The organism is Streptomyces sp. NPDC022910, from assembly GCF_055561075.1.
Window position 1 is genome coordinate 288,000 of record NZ_JBVHHL010000002.1, and the last position, 23,665, is coordinate 311,664.

Consider the following 23,665-nt stretch of genomic DNA (forward strand, 5'->3'; position numbering starts at 1 on the left):
GTGTGGGACGGAGCCGTCCGTCCCCTTCCAACGGACGACGGTACGCGGGAGTGCCCGCGATCTTCGTACAAAGACACGGGGGGTGAGGTCCGTGCCCGTCGCACGAAGGTACGGGTGCACGGCCCGTGTCCGGGTCCGGGTGCGCGACCCGAGTCCCCCGGATGAAGGTACGCGGGGAATCCCTCCGAGTGTCAGTACCGAGGCATAGACTTCGACGCTGTCCCCCAGACTGTCCGCAGCCGGTAGGACACCCGTCGAGACCCGTTTCCCTTGGAGGCCGCAGCCGTGTCAAAGCCGCCGTTCACGCACCTGCACGTCCACACCCAGTACTCGCTGCTGGACGGTGCCGCGCGGCTGAAGGACATGTTCAACGCGTGCAACGAGATGGGCATGACGCACATCGCCATGTCCGACCACGGCAACCTCCACGGGGCGTACGACTTCTTCCACTCCGCGAAGAAGGCCGGAGTCACACCGATCATCGGCATCGAGGCGTATGTCGCCCCGGAGTCGCGGCGCAACAAGCGCAAGATCCAGTGGGGCCAGCCGCACCAGAAGCGGGACGACGTCTCCGGTTCCGGTGGTTACACCCACAAGACGATCTGGGCGGCGAACGCGACGGGCCTGCACAACCTCTTCCGCCTCTCCTCGGACGCGTACGCCGAGGGCTGGCTGCAGAAGTGGCCCCGCATGGACAAGGAGACCATCTCCCAGTGGTCCGAGGGCCTGATCGCCTCCACCGGCTGCCCCTCGGGCGAGGTGCAGACCCGTCTGCGCCTCGGTCACTTCGACGAGGCCCTGAAGGCTGCCGCCGACTACCAGGACATCTTCGGCAAGGACAGGTACTTCCTGGAGCTGATGGACCACGGCATCGAGATCGAGCGCCGGGTCCGTGACGGCCTGCTGGAGATCGGCAAGAAGCTCGGCATCCCGCCGCTGGTCACCAACGACTCGCACTACACGTACGCCCATGAGGCGGGCGCCCACGACGCCCTGCTGTGCATCCAGACCGGCAAGAACCTCTCCGACCCGGACCGCTTCAAGTTCGACGGCACCGGCTACTACCTGAAGTCCACCGAGGAGATGTACGCCATCGACTCCTCGGACGCCTGGCAGGAAGGCTGCCGCAACACGCTGCTGGTGGCCGAGCAGGTCGACACCACGGGCATGTTCGAGAAGCGCGACCTCATGCCCAAGTTCGACATCCCGGAGGGCTACACCGAGGTCACCTGGTTCCAGGAGGAGGTCCGCCGCGGCATGGAGCGCCGCTTCCCGGGCGGCATCCCCGAGGACCGCCAGAAGCAGGCCGAGTACGAGATGGACGTCATCATCCAGATGGGGTTCCCGGGTTACTTCCTCGTGGTCGCCGACTTCATCATGTGGGCCAAGAACAACGGCATCGCGGTCGGCCCCGGCCGTGGCTCCGCCGCCGGTTCGATCGTCGCCTACGCCATGGGCATCACCGACCTCGACCCGATCCCGCACGGCCTGATCTTCGAGCGGTTCCTCAACCCCGAGCGCATCTCGATGCCGGACGTCGACATCGACTTCGACGAGCGTCGGCGCGTCGAGGTCATCAGATACGTGACGGAGAAGTACGGCGCCGACAAGGTCGCCATGATCGGCACCTACGGCACCATCAAGGCCAAGAACGCGATCAAGGACTCCGCGCGTGTGCTGGGCTATCCGTACGCGATGGGCGACCGCATCACCAAGGCCATGCCCGCCGACGTCCTCGGCAAGGGCATCCCGCTGTCCGGCATCACCGACTCCGAGCACCCGCGTTACTCGGAGGCGGGTGAGGTCCGCGGGATGTACGAGAACGAGCCGGACGTGAAGAAGGTCATCGACACCGCCAAGGGCGTCGAGGGCCTGGTGCGGCAGATGGGTGTGCACGCGGCCGGCGTGATCATGTCCAGCGAGACCATCACCGAGCACGTGCCCGTCTGGGTCAGGCACACCGACGGCGTGACCATCACCCAGTGGGACTACCCGAGCTGTGAGTCGCTCGGCCTGCTGAAGATGGACTTCCTCGGCCTGCGCAACCTGACGATCATGGACGACGCCGTCAAGATGGTGAAGTCCAACAAGGGCGTCGACATCGACCTGCTGGCGCTGCCGCTGGACGACCCCACGACCTTCGACCTCCTTCAGCGCGGTGACACGCTCGGCGTCTTCCAGTTCGACGGCGGCCCCATGCGCTCGCTGCTGCGTCTGATGAAGCCGGACAACTTCGAAGACATCTCCGCCGTGTCGGCCCTGTACCGCCCGGGCCCGATGGGCATGAACTCCCACACCAACTACGCGCTGCGCAAGAACGGCCAGCAGGAGATCACGCCGATCCACCCGGAGCTGGAGGAGCCGCTCAAGGAGGTTCTGGACGTCACCTACGGCCTGATCGTCTACCAGGAGCAGGTGCAGAAGGCCGCCCAGATCATCGCGGGCTATTCGCTCGGCGAGGCCGACATCCTCCGCCGCGTGATGGGCAAGAAGAAGCCCGAGGAACTGGCGAAGAACTTCACCATCTTCCAGGCCGGCGCGCGCAAGAACGGCTACAGCGACGAGGCCATCCAGGCCCTGTGGGACGTGCTGGTCCCGTTCGCCGGCTACGCGTTCAACAAGGCACACTCCGCGGCGTACGGCCTGGTCTCGTACTGGACCGCCTACCTGAAGGCGAACCACCCCGCCGAGTACATGGCCGCGCTGCTCACCTCGGTCAAGGACGACAAGGACAAGTCGGCCGTCTATCTGAACGAGTGCCGGCGCATGGGCATCAAGGTGCTCCCGCCGAACGTCAACGAGTCGGAGTCGAACTTCGCCGCCCAAGGCGACGACGTGATCCTCTTCGGCCTCTCCGCGGTGCGCAACGTCGGTACGAACGTCGTCGAGTCGATCATCAAGTCCCGCAAGGCCAAGGGGAAGTACGCGTCCTTCCCGGACTACCTCGACAAGGTCGAGGCGGTGGTCTGCAACAAGCGCACCACGGAATCGCTGATCAAGGCGGGCGCCTTCGACACGATGGGGCACACCCGCAAGGGCCTCACCGCGCAGTACGAGCCGATGATCGACAACGTGGTCGCGGTCAAGCGCAAGGAGGCCGAGGGGCAGTTCGACCTCTTCGGCGGCATGGAGGAGGAGAGCAGCGAGCCCGGCTTCGGACTCGACGTCACCTTCACCGACGAGGAGTGGGACAAGACCTATCTGCTCGCGCAGGAGCGGGAGATGCTCGGCCTGTACGTCTCCGACCACCCGCTCTTCGGCCTGGAGCACGTGCTGTCCGACAAGGCCGACGCGGGCATCGCCCAGCTCACCGGAGGTGAGCACGCGGACGGCGCGGTCGTCACCATCGGCGGCATCATCTCGGGCCTGCAGCGCAAGATGACCAAACAGGGCAACGCGTGGGCGATCGCCACGGTCGAAGACCTCGCCGGCTCGATCGAGTGCATGTTCTTCCCGGCGACCTACCAGCTGGTGTCGACCCAACTCGTCGAGGACGCAGTCGTGTTCGTCAAGGGTCGCCTCGACAAGCGCGAGGATGTGCCGCGGCTGGTCGCGATGGAGCTGATGGTCCCCGACCTGTCGGCCGCGGGCACCAACGCGCCGGTGGTGCTCACCATCCCGGCGGTGAAGGTCACCCCGCCGATGGTGAGCCGCCTCGGCGAGATCCTCAGTCAGCACAAGGGCGACAGCGAGGTCCGCATCAAGCTCCAGGGCCCGCGCAGGACGACCGTCCTCAGGCTGGACCGGCACCGGGTCAAGCCGGACCCGGCGCTCTACGGCGACCTCAAGGTCCTGCTCGGACCGTCCTGTCTGGCAGGCTGATCACCTGAGGTGACGACGCACGCGAGGGGCACACCCGGTCACGGGTGCGCCCCTCTGTGCGTACCTGGGCGTGGACGGCCCCACCGGACCTCGACGGCCCGCCGGGCCTCAGGTGCCCTGGCGCCGGCTTCAGTTGTGGCCGAAGCTCTTCTGCTTCTTACGGGCAACATCTGCGGGGCTGCCCTGGGTCTGCGGTATCGGGGACTGGTGCGTCTCCGCCGAGGGCCTGTGCTCCTGTGCCTGCTCGGACTCCGAGGAGCGGTTCTGCGGGCCGGCCTGCTTGCGGTTCTTGTTCTTGGCCATGGTGATGCCTCCTGTGGGGGATCTAGGGGCCAGGGCCGGGACCAGATTCACATAGGCTGATAAAGAACGCATTTCGTGCAATTACCGTGCGTGACAGAGGCGGTGGAGGGGGCATACAGTGCTCCGCCACGCCGAAGATCGAGTTCGGGCCGTTAACCTCCCCGAGGTCGGGCAGACTCGAAGCAAGCCCGAAGCAAACCTCCCGGGAAGAGGGTGGAACGCGTGGACCGCTGCATCGTCCTGGTGGACGCCGGGTATCTGCTCGGGGCTGCCGCCAGTCTGCTCGCCGGGGAGCCCTCGAGATCCCGGATCACCGTCGACCACGCCGCCCTCATCCAGGGGCTGCGCGAACGCGCCGAGTCGGATACGGAACGGCCGCTGCTGCGCATCTACTGGTTCGACGGCGCCCCCGACCGCGTACCGCAGCCCGAGCACCGCAGGCTGCGCGTGATGCCCCGGGTGACCGTGCGCCTCGGCGCGCTGACCCGCAGCGACGGGCGGTGGGCACAGAAGGGTGTCGACGCCGCGATGCACGCCGAACTGACCGAGCTGGCCCGCAACCGCGCCTGCTCCGACGTCGTGCTCGTCACCGGCGACGGGGATCTGCTGCCGGGAATGATGGCCGCGAAGGAGCACGGGGTCGCCGTGCACCTGTGGGCCGTGCAGGCCGCAGACGGCGACTACAACCAGTCCGAGGACCTGGTCGCCGAGGCCGACGAGCGGCGCGTGCTTGACCGGGCCTGGATCACCAAGGCCGTACGGGCCAAGGAACTGGGCGGGGTGTGTGCGCCCCCGCCGGTGCCGCGGCCCGAGATCGCCGCGATCCTGTCGGCGCCGCTGCCCGAGTCGGCACTCGCGGCCGCGACGGAGCGGCCCTCCGCCGAACCGGAGCACTCCTCGGCCGCCGCCGCACAGAACGGCGCTCAGGAGCGCGTACCGGCCTCCAAGGGCGTCCCCACACCGAAGGATCTGGCGGCGCTGCGGGCGCCCGGCGCCCAGGCCGTGCAGCAGCCCGCCGGGGCGACGTTGCGGTGGTCGTCCGACAAGGGCTGGGTGGACCGGCCCGTCGCGGCCGAGTCGCCGGAGGCCGCCTCGCTGCCGACGCTGGCGCAGCTGACGACCGCGGAGCAGCGGTGGGCCGACCGGGAGGAGGACATCACCACCGTCGGCGGCGATCCCTACGAGGTGGGTCAGGTGTTCGCGCGGCGTTGGATCGGACGGCTCGCCGACCAGTTGCATCTGCAGAAGCTGTCGGGCATGTATCCGCGGGTGCCCCACCGCATCGACGGGGAACTGCTGAGGTACGCGGCGCGGTTCGGGCTGCTCGCGCACAAGGACGACCAGATCGACGAGCACGACCGGTACGCCATCCGGGCGGGGTTCTGGCGGGAGATCGACCAGCGCACGGCAACGGAGCACGCCCCCGCCGGGGAGTAGCGCATGAGGGGCCGGTGCCCCGGGAACCGCCCGACGCGCGGGACCCCGTACCCTCGTCCCTTGTGAGTACGCGCACCGCACAGGCACGACGGCAGGGTGGCGATGTCGTGTGCGCCGTGCGCGGGCTGACCAAGACCTATCCGGCGGTCAGAGGCCGGCGCGGGGCACCCGGGACACCCGAGGTGCGGGCCACCGACGAGGTGGGGCTGAACATCCGGCGCGGGGAGATCTTCGGGCTGCTGGGGCCGAACGGAGCCGGCAAGTCCACCCTGGTACGGCAGCTGACCGGGCTGATGCGGCCCGACCGCGGCCGCGTCGAGATCCTCGGGCACGACATCGTGCGCCACCCCGAGCGGGCCGCGCGGATCCTGGCCTACCTGGGGCAGGAGTCAACCGCCCTGGACGAGCTGACCGTCTCGCTCGCCGCCGAGACGACCGGAAGGCTGCGCGGTCTCGATCTGCGGCAGGCGCGCGAGGAGCGGGACGCCGTGCTCGACGAGCTCGGGCTCACACCGGTCGCCTCACGGCCGCTCAAGAAGCTCTCCGGCGGTCAGCGCCGGCTCGCCTGCTTCGCCGCCGCACTCGTGGGGGAGCGGCCGCTGCTTGTGCTCGACGAGCCGACCACCGGTATGGACCCCGTCGCGCGGCGGGCCGTATGGGCCGCCGTGGACCGGCGACGGGCCGAGCGCGGCACGACCGTTCTGCTGGTCACCCACAACGTGATCGAGGCGGAGACCGTCCTCGACCGGGTCGCCGTTCTCGACCGGGGCCGCGTCATCGCCTGTGACACCCCGGCCGGGCTCAAGGAGCGGGTGGGGGGCGAGGTACGGGTCGAACTCGTGTGGCGCGAGCAGGCGCCGCTCGAGGTGCCCGAGGTCGCGGCGCTGCGTGCCCGTGCCGTCGAGTCCGGACGCCGCTGGTCGCTGCGGATGGCCCCGGAGGAGGCGCGCGCGGCCGTCGCCACCGTCACCGGCGGTGCCGCCTTCGCCGCCCTCGACGACTTCACATTGGCCACGCCCAGCCTGGAGGACGTCTATCTGGCGCTCGGCGGCAGCACCCAAGGGCTGGTGAAGACATGAGCGTGCGGGGCGTCGGGTCCGTATGGAGCGGAAGAGGCGTCGTGTCCGTCGGGGGCGGGGCGGCGGCAGGAACGAAGAGGAGCAGCGCGACGTGAGTGTCGTACCCGCCGAGGTTCTGCCCGGCGCCGCGGTGGTGGACGGAGGCTTCGAGGACGAGGCCGCCCTCGGGCCGCGCGCGCGGTTGTGGCCGTCGCTCGCCGCCGTGTACCGGGCGCAGCTGTCCCGGGCGCGGGTCGCGCGGATTCCACTGCTGTTCGTGGCCACGTTCCAGTCGATCGGCATCATGATCATGATGCGCGGCGTCGTGGACGGCGGGGGTGACGCACGGTCCGTGGTCGCCGGGGCGTCCGTTCTGGTCGTCGCCTATGTCGGACTGAACCTGCTGGCGCAGTACTTCGGCCAGCTGCGCGGCAGCGGCGGGCTCGACCACTACGCCACGCTGCCGGTGCCGGCGGCCGCGGTGGTGCTGGGGGCGGCAGGGGCGTATGCGTCCTTCACCGTGCCCGGGACCGTGGTGACGGCCGTCTTCGGGTGTGTGCTCTTCGGGATGCCGCTCGCTCACCTGTGGGTGCTGGTCGCGGTGATCCCGCTCTCCGGGGCCGCGCTGTCCGGGCTCGGCGCCGCGCTCGGGCTGCTCGCGCCGAGACCCGAACTGGCCACGTTGCTGGGGCAGTTGGGGATGTCGACGGCGCTGCTGCTGGGGGTGCTGCCGGCCCACCGGATGCCGGAGATCGTGCAGATCGCGCGGGACCTGCTGCCGTCGACGTACGGTGTGGAGGCGTTCGCGCGGACCTTCGGCCGGCATCCGGACTGGATGCTGGTCCTGGGCGACCTGGGCGTGTGCGCCGCAGTCGGCGTGGCGTCGCTGGCCTTGGCGACCTGGGCGTACCGCCGGGCGGCCGTCCGGTGACGCGTCTGACAGACTCGCCTGACAGGATGTGAAGGTGACCGCTCCGTTGACTCCGCCTCCGCCGCCGCATGAACACTCCCCGCATTCCTCGCACGACGCGTGGCAAGCCGTGTCGGCACCTCAGGACGCCGGACCCGCTCCGCACGGTGCCACGTCCGTGTACGGGTCGGACGGGCCCGGCATGAAGACCGAGGTGCGGGAGGCAGTCGTGATCACGGTGGGCGTTGCGCTCGCCGGGGTGCTGCTCGGGGTGCTGTGGTCGTGGCTGGCGCCGCGTGTGCCGCTGGTGGGGGACCTGGTCGACAACAACTGGGTCGTCTACCTGAAGGACACCGAGGGGGAGCAGGCCATCGGCGTGGACGGGACGTTCACCCTGCTCGCGGTCGGGTTCGGTGTCCTCAGCGCGCTGGTCGTCTTCCTGGTGCGCAAGCGCGGCGGGGTGCCGCTGGTGGTGGCGCTCGCCGTGGGCGGGCTGCTGGGGTCCCTGCTCGCGTGGCGGGTGGGGGTCTGGCTCGGGCCCACGCAGAACGTGATCGCGCACGCCAAGGCCGTGGGCAAGGGCGTGACGTTCTCCGCACCCCTGAAGCTGAGCGCGAAGGGGGCGCTGCTCGCGTGGTCGCTGGCCGCGCTGGTGGTGCACCTCGGGCTGACGGCGCTGTTCGGCCCGCGCGACCCGGATCCGTACGAGACGCCGTACGGCTCGGCCGTGCCGCCGGCGTAGGCCGCCTGCGGGTGAAACGGGGCGCCGGAGCAGCCGACGGAGGCTGCCCGGCGCCGAGGTGAGGGCGTGGCTACGCCGGACGGTGGCCGTGATTCGCGTGGCCCTTCTTCATGCGCCATTTGCGCTTGCGTGTCCTCTTCGACATATTTCCGTACTAGCCGAGGATGGGCGGTTCGTCGAGTGGTCAGGCGCGCGCGATCGGCGCCAGGGTCGCTTCCGTGAGTGTCGCCAGGTCGTCGGGGGTGAGCTCCACCTCAAGGCCTCGGCGGCCCGCCGAGACGCAGATGGTGGCGTGCGAGGACGCCGACTCGTCGAGCACCGTGCGGAGCTTCTTGCGCTGGCCCACCGGAGAGATGCCACCGCGCACGTACCCCGTCGTGCGTTCCGCCAGCGCCGGGTCCGCCATCGCGGCCCGCTTGCCGCCCACAGCCGTCGCCAGCGCCTTCAGGTCCAGCGAGCCCGCCACCGGGACCACCCCGACCACCAGCGCGCCGTCCACGTCCGCGACCAGCGTCTTGAAGACCCGGTCGGGGGACACGCCCATCGCCTCGGCCGCCTCCTCGCCGTAGGAGGGGTGCGACGGGTCGTGATCGTAGGAGTGGACGGTGAACTCCACCCCGGCGGCCGTCAGCGCCACCGTCGCCGGTGTTCCACCCGGCTGCTGCTTCTTCGCCTTCTTAGCCATCCCGGCCTGTTCCCCACATGTCGCGTCAGTTCAGACTCGTCGGACCCCGCGTCAGGTCCGACGCCGGCAACGACGGCAGACTACGGATGATCGCCGTCTCCGAGCGAAGCAGTTTCAGCTCGTCACGGAGCCGGGAAGCGGTGTCCGGGGCCTGGAGCAGTCGCTGCTTCGTCGGCGTGTCCAGCATCACCGCGGCCGCCACCAGGTAGGACACCACCGCTGGTTCGTCAGGCAGGTCCGCGCCTGTCGACAGTGACCTCTCCCGCGCGCCCGCCAGTCGCTTCTGATACTGACGGAACGCCCGCAGCACCCCCTCGGCGAGCGCGCCCGCCTCGTCGCCCTGCTCTTCCGGCAGCTCCTCCAACTCGGCCGTGAGATAGGGGCCCGAGGAGTCCACCGAGAGCAGACGGACGCGCGTGGTCCCCGTCGCCAGCACCTCGAACGTGCCGTCGGCCCGCTCCCGGATCGTCGCCGCGTCCGCGACGCAGCCCACCCCGTGGAACGCCTTGGCCGGATCGGAGCCGAAGCCTGCCGCGGGGCCGCGCGCGGGCAGTGCGGTCGGGTCCGGCATGCCGGGCGCGCTGGGCGCCACCTCGTGGCCGTCGCGGATCGCGACGACGGCGAAGCGGCGCGGTTCGTCCTCGGGGGTCTTCTGGAGGTCGCGCATCATGGCGCGATAGCGCTCCTCGAAGACGTTCAGCGGGAGCACGAGTCCCGGGAACAGCACCGAGTTCAGCGGGAAGAGCGGGAGCCGGACGGTGGTCACGACGGGAAAGCCTAATGGTCGCGGGACGGCGTGCGTCCGGCATGCCCACTCCGTGGAAGGGGGGACCTCGCCGAACACGGGGAGCGCGTTGCCGTCACCTCCAGGCGGATGCGCTCCCGCAGTTCCAGAAACGCACCCAGCGGATCGTCACCGACGCGGTCCCAGGGGAACGACGTTGCGTACGGGCCGATCATGCGCAGTTGTGTCAACGCGTCCTCCCAGCGCTCCAGCCCGGCCAGCACACACGTGAGGAGGTTGCGGACCTCCGCGGGCCACGGATCGGCCGCCGCGTACTGCGCCGACAACGCGGTCGCCCGGTCCGCCGCCGCGTCCAGCCGGTCACGGCCCACCAACGTCCCGCCGTCGTCCGTCAGACAGGCGAAGGCCGCACGCAGGGGCAGCGCCTGCACGAGGGAGCCGGGCAGCGCGTCCTGCGCGGCGGTCTCGGCGAAGTCGAAGCACTCGCTGTGCGATCCGTGCCAGGCGGAGGAGAGGTAGCGCAGGGCCGCCACATGAGCGCCGTAGTGGTGCGAGGAGCGGCCCACCGCCTCGCCCCACAGCCGCTCGAACTCCTTGTGGCCCGCGTCGGTGCCGCGCGCGTGGTCGAGCGCCACGCGCCACGGCACCGGGTCGCGCGGATCGCCCTCGGTGGCCTCCGTGATCAACGGGTCTATCCGGCGGAGGAGTTCGGCCCGTGCGGGCGACTCCCAGGCGCGGGTCAGGGCCAGTTCCGCCTTCACCAGGCGCGCGTCCGGATCGTCCGGGGCCATGGCGCACCAGTCCGCGAACCACTCGCCGCGCGAGCGTGCGAAGCGGGCCAGCCGCATCACATACCGGTCGCGGTCCTCCCACTCGGCGGCCTCCCGCGTGGTCGCGAGCAGTTTGGCCGCCGGGCCGTGGTCGCCGCGGCCCGCCGCGACCAGGGCCGGTGCGAGACGTTCGTCGGGCGCGTCGAGCAGGACCTCGTCGTCCGCGGGCAGCCCGGGGGCGGGGTGGGGGGAGTGACGGGCCATCCGTGCCATACGGATGAACGCGCGGAGCAGTGCCATGGTGTCGACCATTGAAAAGCCGCAGGTCGGGGAAGCGCCAGAGCCAAACCGCAATCCATAATTGGTTGTACTCTCAACAGTCAAGAGTGGGCAAAAGGTGGTTGTTTCGTCGCTGTTGGGCAGCTATGCGTCGGCTGCCCCGGCCGGCTCCGTCAGCCGCGCCGCAGCAGCCTCGTCGCCCCCGCCGCGACCGTCGTCGCCAGGATCCAGCCCAACAGGATCACCACCGCCGACAACCACTGCCAGCCGCCGCTCAGCTGCCACTGGCCCACCTGGCCGAGGTCGATGACCGGCAGCAGCAGGTCGAGGGCGAAGAGGGAGGGGTTCCACGCCGGGTGCCCGTCCTTGTTCACCGGCGGATGACTCGCGTGCGAGAACGCCATCGAGGCCGCTGCCCACAGCACCGCCATCCACACCGCCGCGCGGCCCGGGCGGTAGCCGTAGGCGACCGTCCAGTCCTGCGCGTAGCCCCACAGTTTGGCCGCGAGCGGCAGCGTTTCGCGGCGGCGCCGCTGCTTGGCGAGCAACACCTCGCGGGCGTCCTCGTCCTCGCCGGAGTTGCGCAGCACGGTCGCGAGCCGCTCGTACGGCTCCGGGTTGTACTCGGCGGTCGCCGCCGCCACCCACTCCAGGCGTCTGGCGAGCGGGAAGGCGTCCTGCGGGACCACGTTCTCATAGGCGAAGCCGCCCATGTGCAGGTTTCCGAGAGGCGGCCAGCTCGTCCACCGGTCGACCAGGTTCACGATCCGCGCCCCCGAGAGGACCACCTTGCCGCGCTCGGGCCGCTCGCCCAGGAAGCGCAGCTCGGGCGTCTGGACCCGGCGCAGGGACACCTCCTGGTCGTCCTCGAGTTCGAACCGGGCCTGCTCCAGGTCGACCGCGTCCCCGAACCGTCCATCGTCCAGCCGGACCCCGCCCCGGCACTCGAACCGTTGTACCCGCGTTCCTCGCGCGGGTGTGGTGCCGCTGGTCAGCAGGGGATTGCCGATGCCCGCCGGGGTGAGGTACAGCGTCCGCTCGACCGTCAGCTGAGGGGCGTTCAGGGCCAGCCGGGTGTACGGGTTGGTCAGCTGGGCGCCGCGCAGGCTCAGCGAGACGCCGACGGTGGCGCTGCGCAGGCTCAGCTCGCCGTGCGACTCCAGCATCTCGGCCTGCAGGTCCTGTCCGACGGTCAGCCCGTCCGCGGTGATCGAGCGGCCGCGCCGGTCCCGGTAGACGACGGCCTGGTTGAGCAGCAGATCGGTGCCGATGTGTGCGTCGGTGAGGCGCACTCCGTTGTGGAAGCGGCAGCGCGGCAGGTGCAGATCGCCCTCCGTGTGCACTCGCGCCGCCTCCAGGCGCGGGACCGAACAGTCCACCAGCCGTATGGTCGTGAAGCGGGCCTCCGGCAGCAGGATCTCCTGCTCGAACCGGCAGCCCTTGAACTCCACGTACGGCACGATCGTGCCGCCCGCCAGATCGAGTGTGTCCATGATCTGCACACCGGTCAGCTTGAGCGAGGAGACCCGCCCCGCCAGCGCGGGCGGTCCGTCCAGGAGCAGCCACGCCACGATCCGCGCCCGTACGCTGCGCTCGGGTCCCCAGGGGTGGCCGCCGTGCGGATCGTCCACCGCGGCGTCCCCGCCGCGCAGGTCGTACACGCTGCCGTTGCGGAAGGCCTGCCACATCCCGGCCTCGGCGACGGTCAGGTCCTCCGGCAGGTCTCCTGTGCGGATGCCGGCACCCTCGGTCACGGCATTTCCTTTCTCCCCAGCTACTCGCGGGTTCGGTACGACCGTTCATGCCCGCTGTGTGACGGGCCGAACGCTAATGGTGAAGCTGATCTTCCGGGTCCGCTCTCAGCCATGGAATCCGGCCACCACCCACACCCCCGGCGCGCCGGATCCGGCCACGACCGGCCCGACCATCGCGCGCCGCGGGCAGCCCGTGGGGCCGGGCGGCGACACGCCGCGAGGGGGCCGGGAGCCGGGCGGCGATTCGCGCTCCGCCGTGCTCTCGGCGCCGACGTGCAGCGCCACCACCGGATCAGGTCCGGCCTGCCCGACACCCGTGCCGGTCACGGCGCCGGTTCTGGCCGACGCCGTGCGTATCGCCGGATGCGCGGCCTCTGGAGCGAGTCGTGTCCCGCGCCGCGCCGGGTCCCCGGAGAACAGGCCCCGGCCGGTGGCGTGTCGGTCGGCCCCGGCTTCGACACGCGTCTTACGGCGACTCCGACCCGCCTGTCCCCGCGACTACCGCACGCCTGACCCGGCGGCCGGACACCGGTCGTGCCGGGCATCCGGCCGGGTCAAGGCTTGCGGTCCGACACGCGCGGGTGCGGGTCTCGTCGGTCGGGGCGTTGTGCGGTCCGGCGGGCCCGGCGCCGTCCCCACGAACCGCGGCAGGACCCGCGACGCGTCGGGCATCCGGGCCGGACCCGGCCGGCCACGGAATCCGACCCGCTCGCCCACGCTCTGTATCAGCCATTGATACGGCCGTCCAGGGCGTCGTCGCCGTCTGAGAGAATTGGCCATGTGATCTCCCGAATCGATCTGCGCGGCGACGCCCTCCCCGAGGGTCCCGCCCTGCGTGACCTGTTGCCCCGAGCCGACTTCGACGTTCAGGCCGCCCTGGAGAAGGTGCGTCCCATCTGCGAAGCCGTGCATCATCGGGGCGACGCGGCGCTGATCGACTTCGCCGAGAAGTTCGACGGCGTGCGCCTGGAGTCCGTACGGGTCCCGGCCGAGGCGCTGGACAAGGCGCTCGACCAGCTCGACCCGGCGGTGCGTGCGGCCTTGGAGGAGTCCATCCGCCGCGCCCGGCTGGTCCACCGCGAGCAGCGCCGCTCCGCGCACACCACCCAGGTCGTGCCCGGCGGTTCGGTCACCGAGAAGTGGGTGCCGGTGGAGCGCGTCGGGCTGTACGCGCCGGGAGGCCGCTCCGTCTACCCGTCGTCCGTGATCATGAACGTCGTGCCCGCCCAGGAGGCCGGCGCCGAGTCGATCGCCCTCGCCTCCCCGGCCCAGGCCGAGTTCGACGGCCTGCCGCACCCGACGATCCTCGCCGCCTGCGCCCTGCTCGGCGTCGACGAGGTGTACGCGGCCGGCGGAGCCACCGCCGTCGCGATGTTCGCGTACGGCACCGAGTCCTGCCCGCCCGCCAACATGGTCACCGGCCCCGGCAACATCTGGGTCGCCGCCGCCAAGCGCTATTTCACCGGCAAGATCGGTATCGACACCGAGGCCGGTCCGACCGAGATCGCGATCCTCGCGGACGAGAACGCCGACCCGGTGCACGTGGCCGCGGACCTCATCAGCCAGGCCGAACACGACCCGCTCGCCGCCGCCGTCCTCGTCACCGACTCGGTGCAGCTCGCCGACGCGGTGGAGAAGGAGCTGGAGCCGCAGGTCGCGGCCACCCGGCACGTCGAGGACAGGATCGTCCCGGCCCTCCAGGGCAAGCAGTCCGCGATCGTGCTCGTGGACGGGATCGACGAGGGCCTTCGGGTGGTCGACGCATATGGCGCCGAGCACCTGGAGATCCAGACGGCGGACGCCGCCGCGGTCGCCGATCGGGTACGGAACGCGGGCGCGATCTTCGTCGGTCCCTGGGCGCCGGTCTCGTTGGGCGACTACGCGGCCGGCTCCAACCACGTGCTCCCGACCGGCGGCTGCGCCTGCCACTCCTCGGGGCTGTCCGTCCAGTCCTTCCTGCGCGGCATCCACATCGTCGACTACACGAAGGACGCGCTGGCCGAGGTCGCGCACCACGTGGTGACGCTGGCTGAGGCGGAGGACCTGCCGGCGCACGGCGCGGCGATCAAGGCCAGGTTCGGTTGGAAGGTGCCAGAGAGCAAGTGAGCTTCGGAATCGACGATCTCCCCGTACGGGACGAACTGCGTGGAAAGTCCCCTTACGGCGCGCCCCAGTTGGACGTCCCCGTACGGCTGAACACCAATGAGAACCCGTACCCGCTGCCCGAGCCGCTCGTCGAACGGATCGCCGAGCGCGTGCGCGAGGCCGCCCGTGACCTCAACCGCTACCCGGACCGGGACGCGGTCGAACTGCGCACCCGGCTGGCCGAATACCTGACGAAGACCGGCAGGCACCAGGTAGGCATCGAGAACGTCTGGGCGGCCAACGGCTCCAACGAGGTCATCCAGCAGCTGCTGCAGACCTTCGGCGGACCGGGCCGGACAGCGATCGGCTTCGAGCCGTCGTACTCGATGCACGCGCTGATCGCCCGCGGCACGGGCACCGGCTGGATCTCGGGTCCGCGCAACGAGGACTTCACGATCGACCTCGCCGCCGCCGAGAAGGCGATCGCCGAGAACCGACCGGACGTCGTCTTCATCACGACCCCCAACAACCCCACGGGCAACGCGGTTCCCGCCGGGACGGTCCTCGCCCTGTACGAGGCGGCGCAGGCGGCGAAGCCGTCGATGGTCGTCGTGGACGAGGCGTACATCGAGTTCAGCCACGGCGAGTCGCTGCTGCCGCTCATCGAAGGTCGGCCGAATCTCGTCGTCTCGCGGACGATGTCCAAGGCGTTCGGGGCCGCCGGCCTGCGCCTCGGCTATCTCGCCGCGCACCCGGCGGTCGTGGACGCCGTGCAGCTCGTACGGCTGCCGTACCACTTGTCGGCGGTCACCCAGGCCACCGCCCTGGCCGCCCTGGAGCACACCGGCACGCTGCTGAAGTACGTCGAGCAGCTGAAGGCCGAGCGGGACCGGCTGGTGACCGAACTGCGCGCGATCGGCTACGACGTCACGGAGTCCGACGCCAACTTCGTGCAGTTCGGGCGGTTCCCCGACGCCCACGAGGCCTGGCGGAAGATCCTGGACCGGGGCGTCCTGGTCCGGGACAACGGCGTACCGGGTTGGCTGCGGGTGTCCGCCGGAACCCCGGACGAGAACGACGCGTTCCTCGACGCGGTACGTGAACTGAAGAAGGAGCAGAGCGCATGACTCGCGAGGGACGCCTCGGAAGAATCGAGCGGACGACCAAGGAGACCTCGGTCGTCGTCGAGATCGACCTCGACGGCACCGGGAAGACCGACATCGCGACCGGCGTCGGCTTCTACGACCACATGCTCGACCAGCTCGGCCGGCACGGTCTGTTCGACCTGACCGTGAAGACCGAGGGCGATCTGCACATCGACTCGCACCACACCATCGAGGACACCGCCCTCGCGCTCGGCGCCGCCTTCAAGCAGGCGCTCGGCGACAAGGTGGGGATCTACCGCTTCGGCAACTGCACGGTCCCGCTGGACGAGTCGCTCGCCCAGGTCACCGTCGACCTGTCCGGCCGTCCCTACCTCGTGCACACCGAGCCCGAGAACATGGCGCCGATGATCGGCGAGTACGACACCACGATGACCCGGCACATCCTGGAGTCCTTCGTCGCCCAGGCCCAGATAGCGCTGCATGTGCACGTGCCCTACGGACGCAACGCGCACCACATCGTGGAGTGCCAGTTCAAGGCGCTGGCGCGGGCGCTGCGTTACGCGAGCGAGCGCGACCCGCGCGCAGCGGGCATCCTCCCCTCCACGAAGGGTGCGCTGTAAAGCCATGAACGGGCTGTCCACCGTCCTGATCGTCGTCGGCCTCTTCCTCGTCGGCGGAATCGTCTCCTTCGTCAAGCAGCAGATGCCGAGGAGCCTCGTCGTGCTGCTCTCGATCGGCGCGGCCATGTGCCTCGTCGCGGGCATCCTTCGTCTGGAGGTGTGGAATTGAGCACCCCAAAAAGCGTCGTGGTCTTCGACTACGGCTTCGGCAACATCCGCTCCGCCGAGCGCGCCCTCGCGCGCGCGGGCGCCGATGTCGAGATCACTCGCGACTACGACAAGGCCATGAACGCGGACGGGCTGCTGGTGCCGGGCGTCGGCGCCTTCGCCGCCTGCATGCAGGGCCTGAAGCAGGCCCGCGGCGACTGGATCATCGACCGCCGCCTGTCCGGTGGGCGCCCCGTGATGGGCATCTGCGTCGGCATGCAGATCCTGTTCGCCCGCGGTATCGAGCACGGTGTGGAGAGCGACGGCCTCGACGAGTGGCCCGGCTCGGTCGAGCCGCTGCAGGCCGAGATCGTGCCCCACATGGGCTGGAACACCGTCGAGGCACCGGCCGACTCCGAGCTGTTCGCCGGCCTGGACGCGGACGCGCGCTTCTACTTCGTGCACTCCTACGCCGTCCACGACTGGCGGTTCGAGACGACGAACCCGTTGCTGCACGCCCCCAAGGTGACCTGGTCGACGCACGGCAAGCCCTTCGTGGCGGCCGTCGAGAACGGCGCCCTGTGGGCGACGCAGTTCCACCCCGAGAAGTCCGGCGACGCCGGAGCGCAGCTGCTCACCAACTGGATCGGAACCCTGTAGACCATGGCCAAGCTCGAACTCCTCCCCGCCGTCGACGTCCGCGACGGCCAGGCCGTCCGCCTCGTGCACGGCGAGTCCGGCACGGAGACCTCGTACGGCTCCCCGTTGGAGGCCGCCCTCGCCTGGCAGCGGGCGGGCGCCGAGTGGCTGCACCTGGTCGACCTGGACGCCGCCTTCGGCACCGGTGACAACCGCGCGCTGATCGCAGAGGTCGCCGAGCGCATGAAGGACATGCACATCAAGGTGGAGCTGTCCGGTGGCATCCGGGACGACGACACCCTGGCCGCCGCCCTGGCCACCGGCTGCACGCGCGTGAACCTCGGCACGGCCGCCCTGGAGACGCCGGAGTGGGTCGCCAAGGTCATCGCCGAGCGCGGCGACAAGATCGCGGTCGGTCTCGACGTACGGGGCACGACCCTGCGCGGCCGAGGCTGGACCCGTGACGGCGGCGACCTCTACGAGACGCTGGAGCGCCTCGACAAGGAAGGCTGCGCCCGGTACGTGGTCACCGACATCGCGAAGGACGGCACGCTCCAGGGCCCGAACCTTCAGTTGCTGAGGAACGTCTGCGCCGCCACCGACCGCCCGGTCGTCGCCTCCGGCGGTGTGTCGTCCCTGGACGACCTCCGGGCCATCGCCGACCTCGTCCCCCTCGGTGTCGAGGGGGCGATCGTCGGGAAGGCCCTGTACGCGAAGGCGTTCACCCTGGAAGAGGCCTTGGAGGCTGTGTCGTCATGACGTCCGAAGCCGTACGGCGCGTGCAGAGCGGAAGCCCGTGGGAAGAGACCTTCGGTTTTGCGCGCGCCGTCGCGGCGGGCGACCGTGTCCTGGTGGCCGGTACGTCGGCTTTCAAGGGCCGGGTGCTGTATGGGGAGGGCGACCCGTACGAACAGGCGAAGGTGGCGTTCACCAGCGCGCTGGAGGCGATCGCCGAGTTCGGGCTCGGTCGCGAGTCGGTGCTCCGGACCCGGATGTACCTGACCCATCTGCGGGACGTCGACGAGGTGGGCCGGGCCCACAAGGAGCTCTTCGACTCCGTGCGCCCGGCCTCGACCCTGCTGGTCGTGGAGGGCTTCGTCGACCCGCGCATCCTGGTCGAAGTGGAACTAGAAGCATTCAGAGGACATTCAGAGGAGCCCGATTCATGACCCTGGCGGTCCGAGTCATCCCGTGCCTGGACGTGGACAACGGCCGGGTCGTCAAGGGCGTCAACTTCCAGAACCTGCGCGACGCGGGTGACCCCGTCGAGATGGCCAAGGTGTACGACGCCGAGGGCGCCGACGAGCTGACGTTCCTGGACATCACCGCGTCCTCGGGCAACCGTGAGACGACGTACGACGTGGTGCGCCGCACCGCCGAGCAGGTGTTCATCCCGCTGACGGTCGGCGGCGGTGTGCGCACGGCCGAGGACGTGGACAAGCTGCTGCGGTCGGGCGCCGACAAGGTGGGCGTCAACACGGCCGCGATCGCCCGCCCGGACCTGATCCGCGAGATCGCCGAGCGCTTCGGCCGTCAGGTGCTGGTCCTGTCGGTGGACGCGCGGCGGACCTCGTCCGGAAGCTTCGAGGTGACGACCCACGGCGGGCGCCGGGGCACCGGCATCGACGCCGTCGAGTGGGCCCACCGGGCCGCCGAACTGGGCGCGGGCGAGATCCTGCTCAACTCGATGGACGCGGACGGCACGAAGGACGGCTACGACCTGGAGATGATCGCGGCCGTGCGGAAGCACGTGACCGTGCCCGTCATCGCGTCCGGCGGCGCCGGCAAGCTGGCCGACTTCGCCCCGGCCATCACCGCGGGCGCGGACGCGGTGCTCGCGGCGTCCGTGTTCCACTTCGGGGACCTGCGGATCGGCGAGGTGAAGGGGGCGCTGCGGGAGGCGGGACACCCTGTGAGGTGACGCCGCGCAGGCCGTCTGTCGTCCAGCCCCGGTCGCCCTTGGTGGCCGCGCCTTGATCTGGCCGGATACGAAAGGGAAGTTGCGCAAAATCTGTTGTGCAATTTTTCTTTCGTATCTATGGTGAGGTGCATGCCAAGGAAGGAGAACCGCCGGATCACCGACACGGGCACCCTGAAGGCGCTCGCTCATCCGCTGCGGATGAAGCTCTACCGGGCGCTGTACCTCGAGCGCGTGGCGACCGCCTCACGGCTCGCCGAGCTGGTCGACGAGGCCGTGTCGCTGGTCAGTTACCACCTGCGCAAGCTCGCCGAGCATGGGCTGATCGAAGAGGCCGAGCCGCAGAGCGAGGACGGACGCGAGCGCTGGTGGCAGCCCGCGTCGGACGGCGTCAGCATCCACGACGAGGACTTCCGGGATGCTCCGGAGAAGGTGGCCGCCCACAAGTCGGCCTCCCGGCTCTTCTACGAGCAGCGCAGTGAGCTGTACTACCGCCACCTCGACGAGCGAGCCCACTGGGGCCCCGAGTGGAACAGCGCTTCGTTCGACTCCGAGTACCTGTCGCGGCTGACCCCCGCCGAGCTGGCCGAGCTGGGCCGGGAGCTGCACGCCCTGCTCAAGAAGTACGACGACAAGGGGCGCGCCGCGGACACGGCCGGCGACACCGAGGGGCGCGAGAACGTCGCGCTGCACCTGTACGGATTCCCGTTCCGCCCCTGAGAGAGGCCACCACCTTGACCACCGTGCCCGTGACGTCCTCCGGGCGGCTCGCCGCCGACCGCCCCGCCCACCGCGACGGCAACGTCCTGCGCTGGCTCGCCGCCTACGCCGCGTCGATGATGGGCGACAACGTCTACTACATCGCCCTCTCCTGGGCGGCGGTGCGAGCGGGATCGCCCGCGCAGGCCGGCGCCGTGATGGCGGTGAGCGCCCTGCCGCGGGCGTTGCTGATGCTGGGCGGGGGAGTGGTCGCCGACCGCATCGGCCCACGGAAGGTCGTCATCGGCAGCGACGCCGTGCGCTGCGCGACCGTGCTCGTGGTGGCGGGCCTGCTGTTCGTCACCAGCCCCGGTCTGTGGCCGCTGGCTCTGCTGGCGCTGGTCTTCGGCACGGTCGACGCGGTGTTCGTACCTGCCGTCGGTGCCCTGCCGGCCCGGATCACCGCCAAGGGCCAGCTCGCCCGCGTGCAGGGTCTGCGGGGCCTGGCGTACCGGTTCGCGAGCGTCGCCGGCGCCCCGCTGGGCGGCATCGGGGTGGCGCTCGGCGGCGCGGCGGCCGCGTTCGGGCTCGCCGGCCTGCTGATCGCCGTGTCGGTGCCGCTGCTGGTCTCCGTACGCATGCGCGAGCTGCCCCCGGACGACACTGCGGATGCCCGGGAGAGCACCGCCTGGCGCGACCTGGTGGCGGGCCTGCGCCACATCCGCCACCACCGTGTCCTCGCCCCACTGGTGCTGGCCATCGCCCTCGGCGACCTCGGCTTCGTAGGGCCGTTCAACGTGGGCCTGACCCTGCTGGCCGACGAGCGCGGCTGGGGCGCCCCCGGGATGGGCTGGGTACTGGCCGGCTTCGGGACCGGGGCGGCGGCCGCCTCGCTGCTGCTGGCCGTGCGCGGGCGGCTGCCCCACGCGGGGTACGTGGCCGCGTACGCGATCCTCGCGGGCTCCGTGGCGATCGGTGCCCTCGCCTACGTCCCCGGCGTGGTCGCGGCAGTCGGCGTCGCCCTGCTCGTCGGGCTGTCCGCGGGTCTCAGCGGCGCCATGTGCGGTGCCCTGCTGCAGACCCAGGCCGACCCCGCCTACCTTGGCCGCGTCACCGCCGTGTCCATGCTGGTCAGCCTCGGCTTCGCCCCGCTCAGCATGCCTCTGTCAGCCGCCGCGATCGGAGCGTGGGGGACCGGCCCGGTGTTCGTCGTCAGCGCGGTGGTCTGCGGCCTGGGCGGGGTCCTGGCCCTGTGCGTCCGGGACCTGCGCCGCGCCGAGCTGCCGCGCTGACCACCCGCTCAGATTCCCAGTTCCTTCGCTTCCCGCGCCTTCGCGACCGCGTCCTTGTCGCCCTCCAGCTCCACGTCCGCCACGCGCTGCCGCCCCATGGCGAACATCAGCAGCTCGGCGGGCTCGCCGGTGACCGTCACGACCGGTGTGCCCCGGTGCGCGACGGCCGTCTGCCCGTCGGGACGGCGCAGCACCAGGCCCGTCGGCGCGCCCCGGCCGGTCAGCCGTGCCGTCCGCTCCAGCCGCGACCACAGCGCGTCCTGGAAGACGGGGTCCAGCTCGCGCGGCGTCCAGTCGGGCTGCGCCCGGCGGACGTCCTCGGTGTGGACGTAGAACTCGACGGTGTTCGACATCTCGTCGATCTGCTTCAGCGAGAAGGGTGAGAAACGGGGCGGACCTGTACGGATGAGCTGGATCAGCTCCTCGTACGGCTTCGCGGCGAACTCCTCCATCACCCGGTCCAGGCGTGGCGCGAGCTGCTTGATCAGGATGCCCCCGGCGGCGTCCGGGCGGCGCTCGCGCACCACGACGTGCGCGGCGAGGTCACGGGTGCTCCAGCCCTCGCACAGGGTGGGGGCGTCCGGGCCCGTGGCCTCCAACAGGTCGGCGAGGAGAAGTCGTTCACGCTTCGCATGGGTCGACATGCAGTCAGCGTACGACCGGGGGGACGGTCCGCCCACCGGACGGTGGCCCGGCAGGCCGGCGCGGCGCGGCAAAATGGTCGGCATGACCAGCACGCCTGACCCCAGCAGGCCCAGCGGCCTGGACCCCGAGATCGCCGCGCGCCTCAAGCGCAGCGCCGACGGGCTGCTCCCCGCGATCGCCCAGCAGTACGACACCGGCGAGGTGCTGATGCTCGGCTGGATGGACGACGAGGCGCTGCACCGCACCCTGACGACCGGGCGGTGCACGTACTGGTCGCGCAGCCGCCAGGAGTACTGGGTGAAGGGCGACACCTCGGGCCACGTCCAGCACGTCAAGTCGGTCGCCCTCGACTGCGACGCCGACACCCTGCTGGTCAGGGTCGACCAGGTGGGCGCCGCCTGCCACACCGGCGATCGCACCTGCTTCGACGCCGACGTGCTCCTCAAGGACGCCGGTTCCGGCGTGCCCTCCGCGGATCAGTAAGGTCTGCCGCCATGGACCTCGAGACGTTCCGCAAGCTGGCCACCGACCGCCGCGTCATCCCGGTCACGCGCAAGCTCCTCGCCGACGGCGACACGCCCGTCGCGCTCTACCGCAAACTCGCCGCGGAGCGCCCCGGCACGTTCCTGCTGGAGTCGGCGGAGAACGGCCGCTCCTGGTCCCGCTACTCCTTCGTGGGCGTGCGCTCGGCGGCGACGCTCACCGAGCGGGACGGCCAGGCCCACTGGCTCGGTACCCCGCCCGTCGGCGTCCCCGTCGAGGGCGACCCGCCGGCCGCCCTGCGCGCCACCATCGAGGCCCTGCACACCCCCCGCGACCTCGCCCACGACCTGGGCCTGCCGCCCTTCACCGGTGGCATGGTCGGCTATCTGGGCTACGACATCGTGCGCCGCCTGGAGAAGATCGGTCCCGGCGAACGCGACGACCTCGGGCTTCCCGAGCTCACCATGCTGCTCACCAGCGACCTCGCGGTCATGGACCACTGGGAGGGCTCGGTCCTGCTGATCGCCAACGCGATCAACCACAACGACCTCGACACGGGCGTCGACGAGGCCTACGCGGACGCCGTGGCCCGCCTCGACGCGATGGAGGCCGACCTGTCCCGCCCCGTCGCCCAGCCGCCCGCCGTGCTCCCGCCCTCCGAACTGCCCGAGTACACGGCCCTGTGGGGCGGCGAGGACTTCCGGGAGGCCGTCGAGGACATCAAGGAGCGCATCCGCGCGGGTGAGGCCTTCCAGGTCGTCCCCTCGCAGCGCTTCGAGACACCGTGCAGGGCGAGCGCGTTGGACGTGTACCGGGTGCTGCGGGCCACCAACCCGTCCCCGTACATGTACCTGTTCCGCTTCGAGGGCTTCGACGTCGTCGGGTCCAGCCCGGAAGCGTTGGTGAAGGTCGAGGACGGCCGGGCGATGGTCCACCCCATCGCGGGCACCCGGCACCGCGGCGCGACCCCGCAGGAGGACCAGGCGCTCGCCGAGGAACTGCTGGCCGACCCCAAGGAACGCGCCGAGCACCTCATGCTCGTCGACCTCGGCCGCAACGACCTCGGACGGGTCTGCGAGCCCGGCTCGGTCGAGGTCGTCGACTTCATGTCCATCGAGCGGTACTCGCATGTGATGCACATCGTCTCGACCGTGACCGGCCGGGTCGCCGCGGGCCGCACCGCCTTCGACGTCCTGACGGCCTGCTTCCCGGCCGGCACGCTCTCCGGGGCGCCCAAGCCGCGCGCGATGCAGATCATCGACGAGCTCGAGCCGTCCCGGCGCGGGCTGTACGGCGGCTGTGTCGGCTACCTCGACTTCGCGGGCGACTCCGACACCGCCATCGCGATCCGTACGGCGCTGCTGCGGGACGGCACGGCGTACGTGCAGGCCGGAGCCGGCATCGTGGCCGACTCCGACCCGGTCGCTGAGGACAACGAGTGCCGCAACAAGGCCGCGGCGGTCCTGCGCGCGGTGCACACGGCAAATCGTCTGGGGAAGGCCTGAGATGAACCCCGGGTGACGGTT

At 70.7% G+C, this 23,665-nt stretch carries 25 protein-coding genes; 17 read left to right on the plus strand and 8 right to left on the minus strand.

Going from position 1 to position 23,665, the window contains the following annotated elements; translation table 11 throughout:
* Positions 1-285 precede the first annotated feature (285 nt).
* Positions 286-3,822: a DNA polymerase III subunit alpha gene (dnaE, locus tag ACZ3TS_RS03125; protein WP_467613281.1), complete on the plus strand. Its 3,537-nt coding sequence runs from the start codon at positions 286-288 to the stop codon at positions 3,820-3,822.
* Between the two features lie 129 nt (positions 3,823-3,951).
* On the opposite strand, the gene ACZ3TS_RS03130 is transcribed toward dnaE, so the two are convergent.
* A complete protein-coding gene (locus ACZ3TS_RS03130; protein WP_467613283.1) occupies positions 3,952-4,125 on the minus strand; it encodes a hypothetical protein in 174 nt (57 codons plus the stop codon).
* A gap of 222 nt (positions 4,126-4,347) precedes the next feature.
* Between ACZ3TS_RS03130 and ACZ3TS_RS03135 the strand changes: the two genes are divergently transcribed.
* From ACZ3TS_RS03135 to ACZ3TS_RS03150, 4 genes are all read left to right on the plus strand, one after another.
* Positions 4,348-5,562 (plus strand): NYN domain-containing protein, encoded by a 1,215-nt coding sequence (locus tag ACZ3TS_RS03135; RefSeq protein WP_467613285.1) that lies wholly within the window; start codon positions 4,348-4,350, stop codon positions 5,560-5,562.
* 107 nt (positions 5,563-5,669) lie between these two features.
* Complete coding sequence (locus tag ACZ3TS_RS03140) at positions 5,670-6,641, plus strand: ABC transporter ATP-binding protein (protein WP_467613377.1); 972 nt, start codon at positions 5,670-5,672, stop codon at positions 6,639-6,641.
* 91 nt (positions 6,642-6,732) lie between these two features.
* Complete coding sequence (locus ACZ3TS_RS03145) at positions 6,733-7,551, plus strand: ABC transporter permease (RefSeq protein ID WP_467613287.1); 819 nt, start codon at positions 6,733-6,735, stop codon at positions 7,549-7,551.
* Between the two features lie 34 nt (positions 7,552-7,585).
* Entirely contained in the window at positions 7,586-8,272 is a 687-nt protein-coding gene (locus ACZ3TS_RS03150; protein ID WP_467613289.1) for an AAA family ATPase, read from the plus strand.
* Between the two features lie 70 nt (positions 8,273-8,342).
* Here the strand turns inward: ACZ3TS_RS03150 and ACZ3TS_RS03155 are convergent, their stop codons facing one another.
* From ACZ3TS_RS03155 to ACZ3TS_RS03180, 6 genes are all read right to left on the minus strand, one after another.
* Positions 8,343-8,417 (minus strand): hypothetical protein, encoded by a 75-nt coding sequence (locus ACZ3TS_RS03155; RefSeq protein ID WP_465269763.1) that lies wholly within the window; start codon positions 8,415-8,417, stop codon positions 8,343-8,345.
* 39 nt (positions 8,418-8,456) lie between these two features.
* The gene (gene ybaK / locus ACZ3TS_RS03160) at positions 8,457-8,957 is read right to left on the minus strand and encodes a Cys-tRNA(Pro) deacylase (protein WP_467613291.1); all 501 of its coding nucleotides are present in this window, start codon (positions 8,955-8,957) and stop codon (positions 8,457-8,459) included.
* 25 nt (positions 8,958-8,982) lie between these two features.
* A complete protein-coding gene (locus ACZ3TS_RS03165) occupies positions 8,983-9,723 on the minus strand; it encodes an LON peptidase substrate-binding domain-containing protein (protein WP_467613293.1) in 741 nt (246 codons plus the stop codon).
* An 11-nt stretch (positions 9,724-9,734) separates the two neighbouring features.
* The gene (locus ACZ3TS_RS03170) at positions 9,735-10,772 is read right to left on the minus strand and encodes a hypothetical protein (RefSeq protein WP_467613295.1); all 1,038 of its coding nucleotides are present in this window, start codon (positions 10,770-10,772) and stop codon (positions 9,735-9,737) included.
* A gap of 152 nt (positions 10,773-10,924) precedes the next feature.
* The gene (locus ACZ3TS_RS03175) at positions 10,925-12,505 is read right to left on the minus strand and encodes an oxidoreductase (RefSeq protein WP_467613297.1); all 1,581 of its coding nucleotides are present in this window, start codon (positions 12,503-12,505) and stop codon (positions 10,925-10,927) included.
* A 105-nt stretch (positions 12,506-12,610) separates the two neighbouring features.
* Positions 12,611-12,832 carry a hypothetical protein gene (locus ACZ3TS_RS03180; RefSeq protein ID WP_467613299.1) on the minus strand — a complete coding sequence of 74 codons (222 nt, stop codon included), beginning with the start codon at positions 12,830-12,832 and terminating at the stop codon, positions 12,611-12,613.
* 453 nt (positions 12,833-13,285) lie between these two features.
* On the opposite strand from ACZ3TS_RS03180, the gene hisD reads away from it, so the two are divergent.
* The 10 genes from hisD (at position 13,286) to ACZ3TS_RS03230 (ending at position 21,011) form a co-directional block, all read left to right on the plus strand.
* Positions 13,286-14,611, plus strand: a complete 1,326-nt coding sequence (gene hisD / locus ACZ3TS_RS03185; RefSeq protein ID WP_467613301.1) for a histidinol dehydrogenase — start codon at positions 13,286-13,288, stop codon at positions 14,609-14,611.
* Positions 14,608-15,717, plus strand: coding sequence for a histidinol-phosphate transaminase (locus ACZ3TS_RS03190; RefSeq protein ID WP_467613303.1), 1,110 nt, complete (start codon positions 14,608-14,610; stop codon positions 15,715-15,717). Before hisD ends, ACZ3TS_RS03190 begins: the two co-directional genes overlap by 4 nt.
* The gene (gene hisB, locus ACZ3TS_RS03195; RefSeq protein ID WP_467613305.1) at positions 15,714-16,316 is read left to right on the plus strand and encodes an imidazoleglycerol-phosphate dehydratase HisB; all 603 of its coding nucleotides are present in this window, start codon (positions 15,714-15,716) and stop codon (positions 16,314-16,316) included. The genes ACZ3TS_RS03190 and hisB overlap by 4 nt, the downstream gene beginning before the upstream one ends.
* A 4-nt stretch (positions 16,317-16,320) precedes the next feature.
* Positions 16,321-16,485 carry a hypothetical protein gene (locus ACZ3TS_RS03200; RefSeq protein ID WP_467613306.1) on the plus strand — a complete coding sequence of 55 codons (165 nt, stop codon included), beginning with the start codon at positions 16,321-16,323 and terminating at the stop codon, positions 16,483-16,485.
* Positions 16,482-17,123: an imidazole glycerol phosphate synthase subunit HisH gene (hisH, locus tag ACZ3TS_RS03205; protein WP_467613308.1), complete on the plus strand. Its 642-nt coding sequence runs from the start codon at positions 16,482-16,484 to the stop codon at positions 17,121-17,123. The genes ACZ3TS_RS03200 and hisH overlap by 4 nt, the downstream gene beginning before the upstream one ends.
* A 3-nt stretch (positions 17,124-17,126) precedes the next feature.
* Positions 17,127-17,861: a bifunctional 1-(5-phosphoribosyl)-5-((5-phosphoribosylamino)methylideneamino)imidazole-4-carboxamide isomerase/phosphoribosylanthranilate isomerase PriA gene (gene priA / locus ACZ3TS_RS03210; RefSeq protein ID WP_467613310.1), complete on the plus strand. Its 735-nt coding sequence runs from the start codon at positions 17,127-17,129 to the stop codon at positions 17,859-17,861.
* Positions 17,858-18,271 carry a RidA family protein gene (locus ACZ3TS_RS03215; RefSeq protein ID WP_467613312.1) on the plus strand — a complete coding sequence of 138 codons (414 nt, stop codon included), beginning with the start codon at positions 17,858-17,860 and terminating at the stop codon, positions 18,269-18,271. The genes priA and ACZ3TS_RS03215 overlap by 4 nt, the downstream gene beginning before the upstream one ends.
* Complete coding sequence (gene hisF / locus ACZ3TS_RS03220) at positions 18,268-19,023, plus strand: imidazole glycerol phosphate synthase subunit HisF (protein WP_467613314.1); 756 nt, start codon at positions 18,268-18,270, stop codon at positions 19,021-19,023. Before ACZ3TS_RS03215 ends, hisF begins: the two co-directional genes overlap by 4 nt.
* Positions 19,024-19,152: 129 nt before the next feature.
* A complete protein-coding gene (locus tag ACZ3TS_RS03225; RefSeq protein ID WP_467613316.1) occupies positions 19,153-19,740 on the plus strand; it encodes an ArsR/SmtB family transcription factor in 588 nt (195 codons plus the stop codon).
* 14 nt (positions 19,741-19,754) lie between these two features.
* Positions 19,755-21,011: an MFS transporter gene (locus tag ACZ3TS_RS03230; protein WP_467613318.1), complete on the plus strand. Its 1,257-nt coding sequence runs from the start codon at positions 19,755-19,757 to the stop codon at positions 21,009-21,011.
* Positions 21,012-21,019: 8 nt separating this feature from the next.
* On the opposite strand, the gene ACZ3TS_RS03235 is transcribed toward ACZ3TS_RS03230, so the two are convergent.
* Positions 21,020-21,655 carry a TIGR03085 family metal-binding protein gene (locus ACZ3TS_RS03235; protein WP_467613320.1) on the minus strand — a complete coding sequence of 212 codons (636 nt, stop codon included), beginning with the start codon at positions 21,653-21,655 and terminating at the stop codon, positions 21,020-21,022.
* Between the two features lie 82 nt (positions 21,656-21,737).
* Here ACZ3TS_RS03235 and hisI point away from each other — a divergent pair, with 82 nt between their 5' ends.
* Both hisI and ACZ3TS_RS03245 read left to right on the plus strand, forming a co-directional pair.
* Positions 21,738-22,139, plus strand: coding sequence for a phosphoribosyl-AMP cyclohydrolase (hisI, locus tag ACZ3TS_RS03240; protein WP_467613322.1), 402 nt, complete (start codon positions 21,738-21,740; stop codon positions 22,137-22,139).
* Positions 22,140-22,150: 11 nt separating this feature from the next.
* A complete protein-coding gene (locus tag ACZ3TS_RS03245) occupies positions 22,151-23,644 on the plus strand; it encodes an anthranilate synthase component I (protein ID WP_467613324.1) in 1,494 nt (497 codons plus the stop codon).
* Positions 23,645-23,665: the final 21 nt, after the last annotated feature.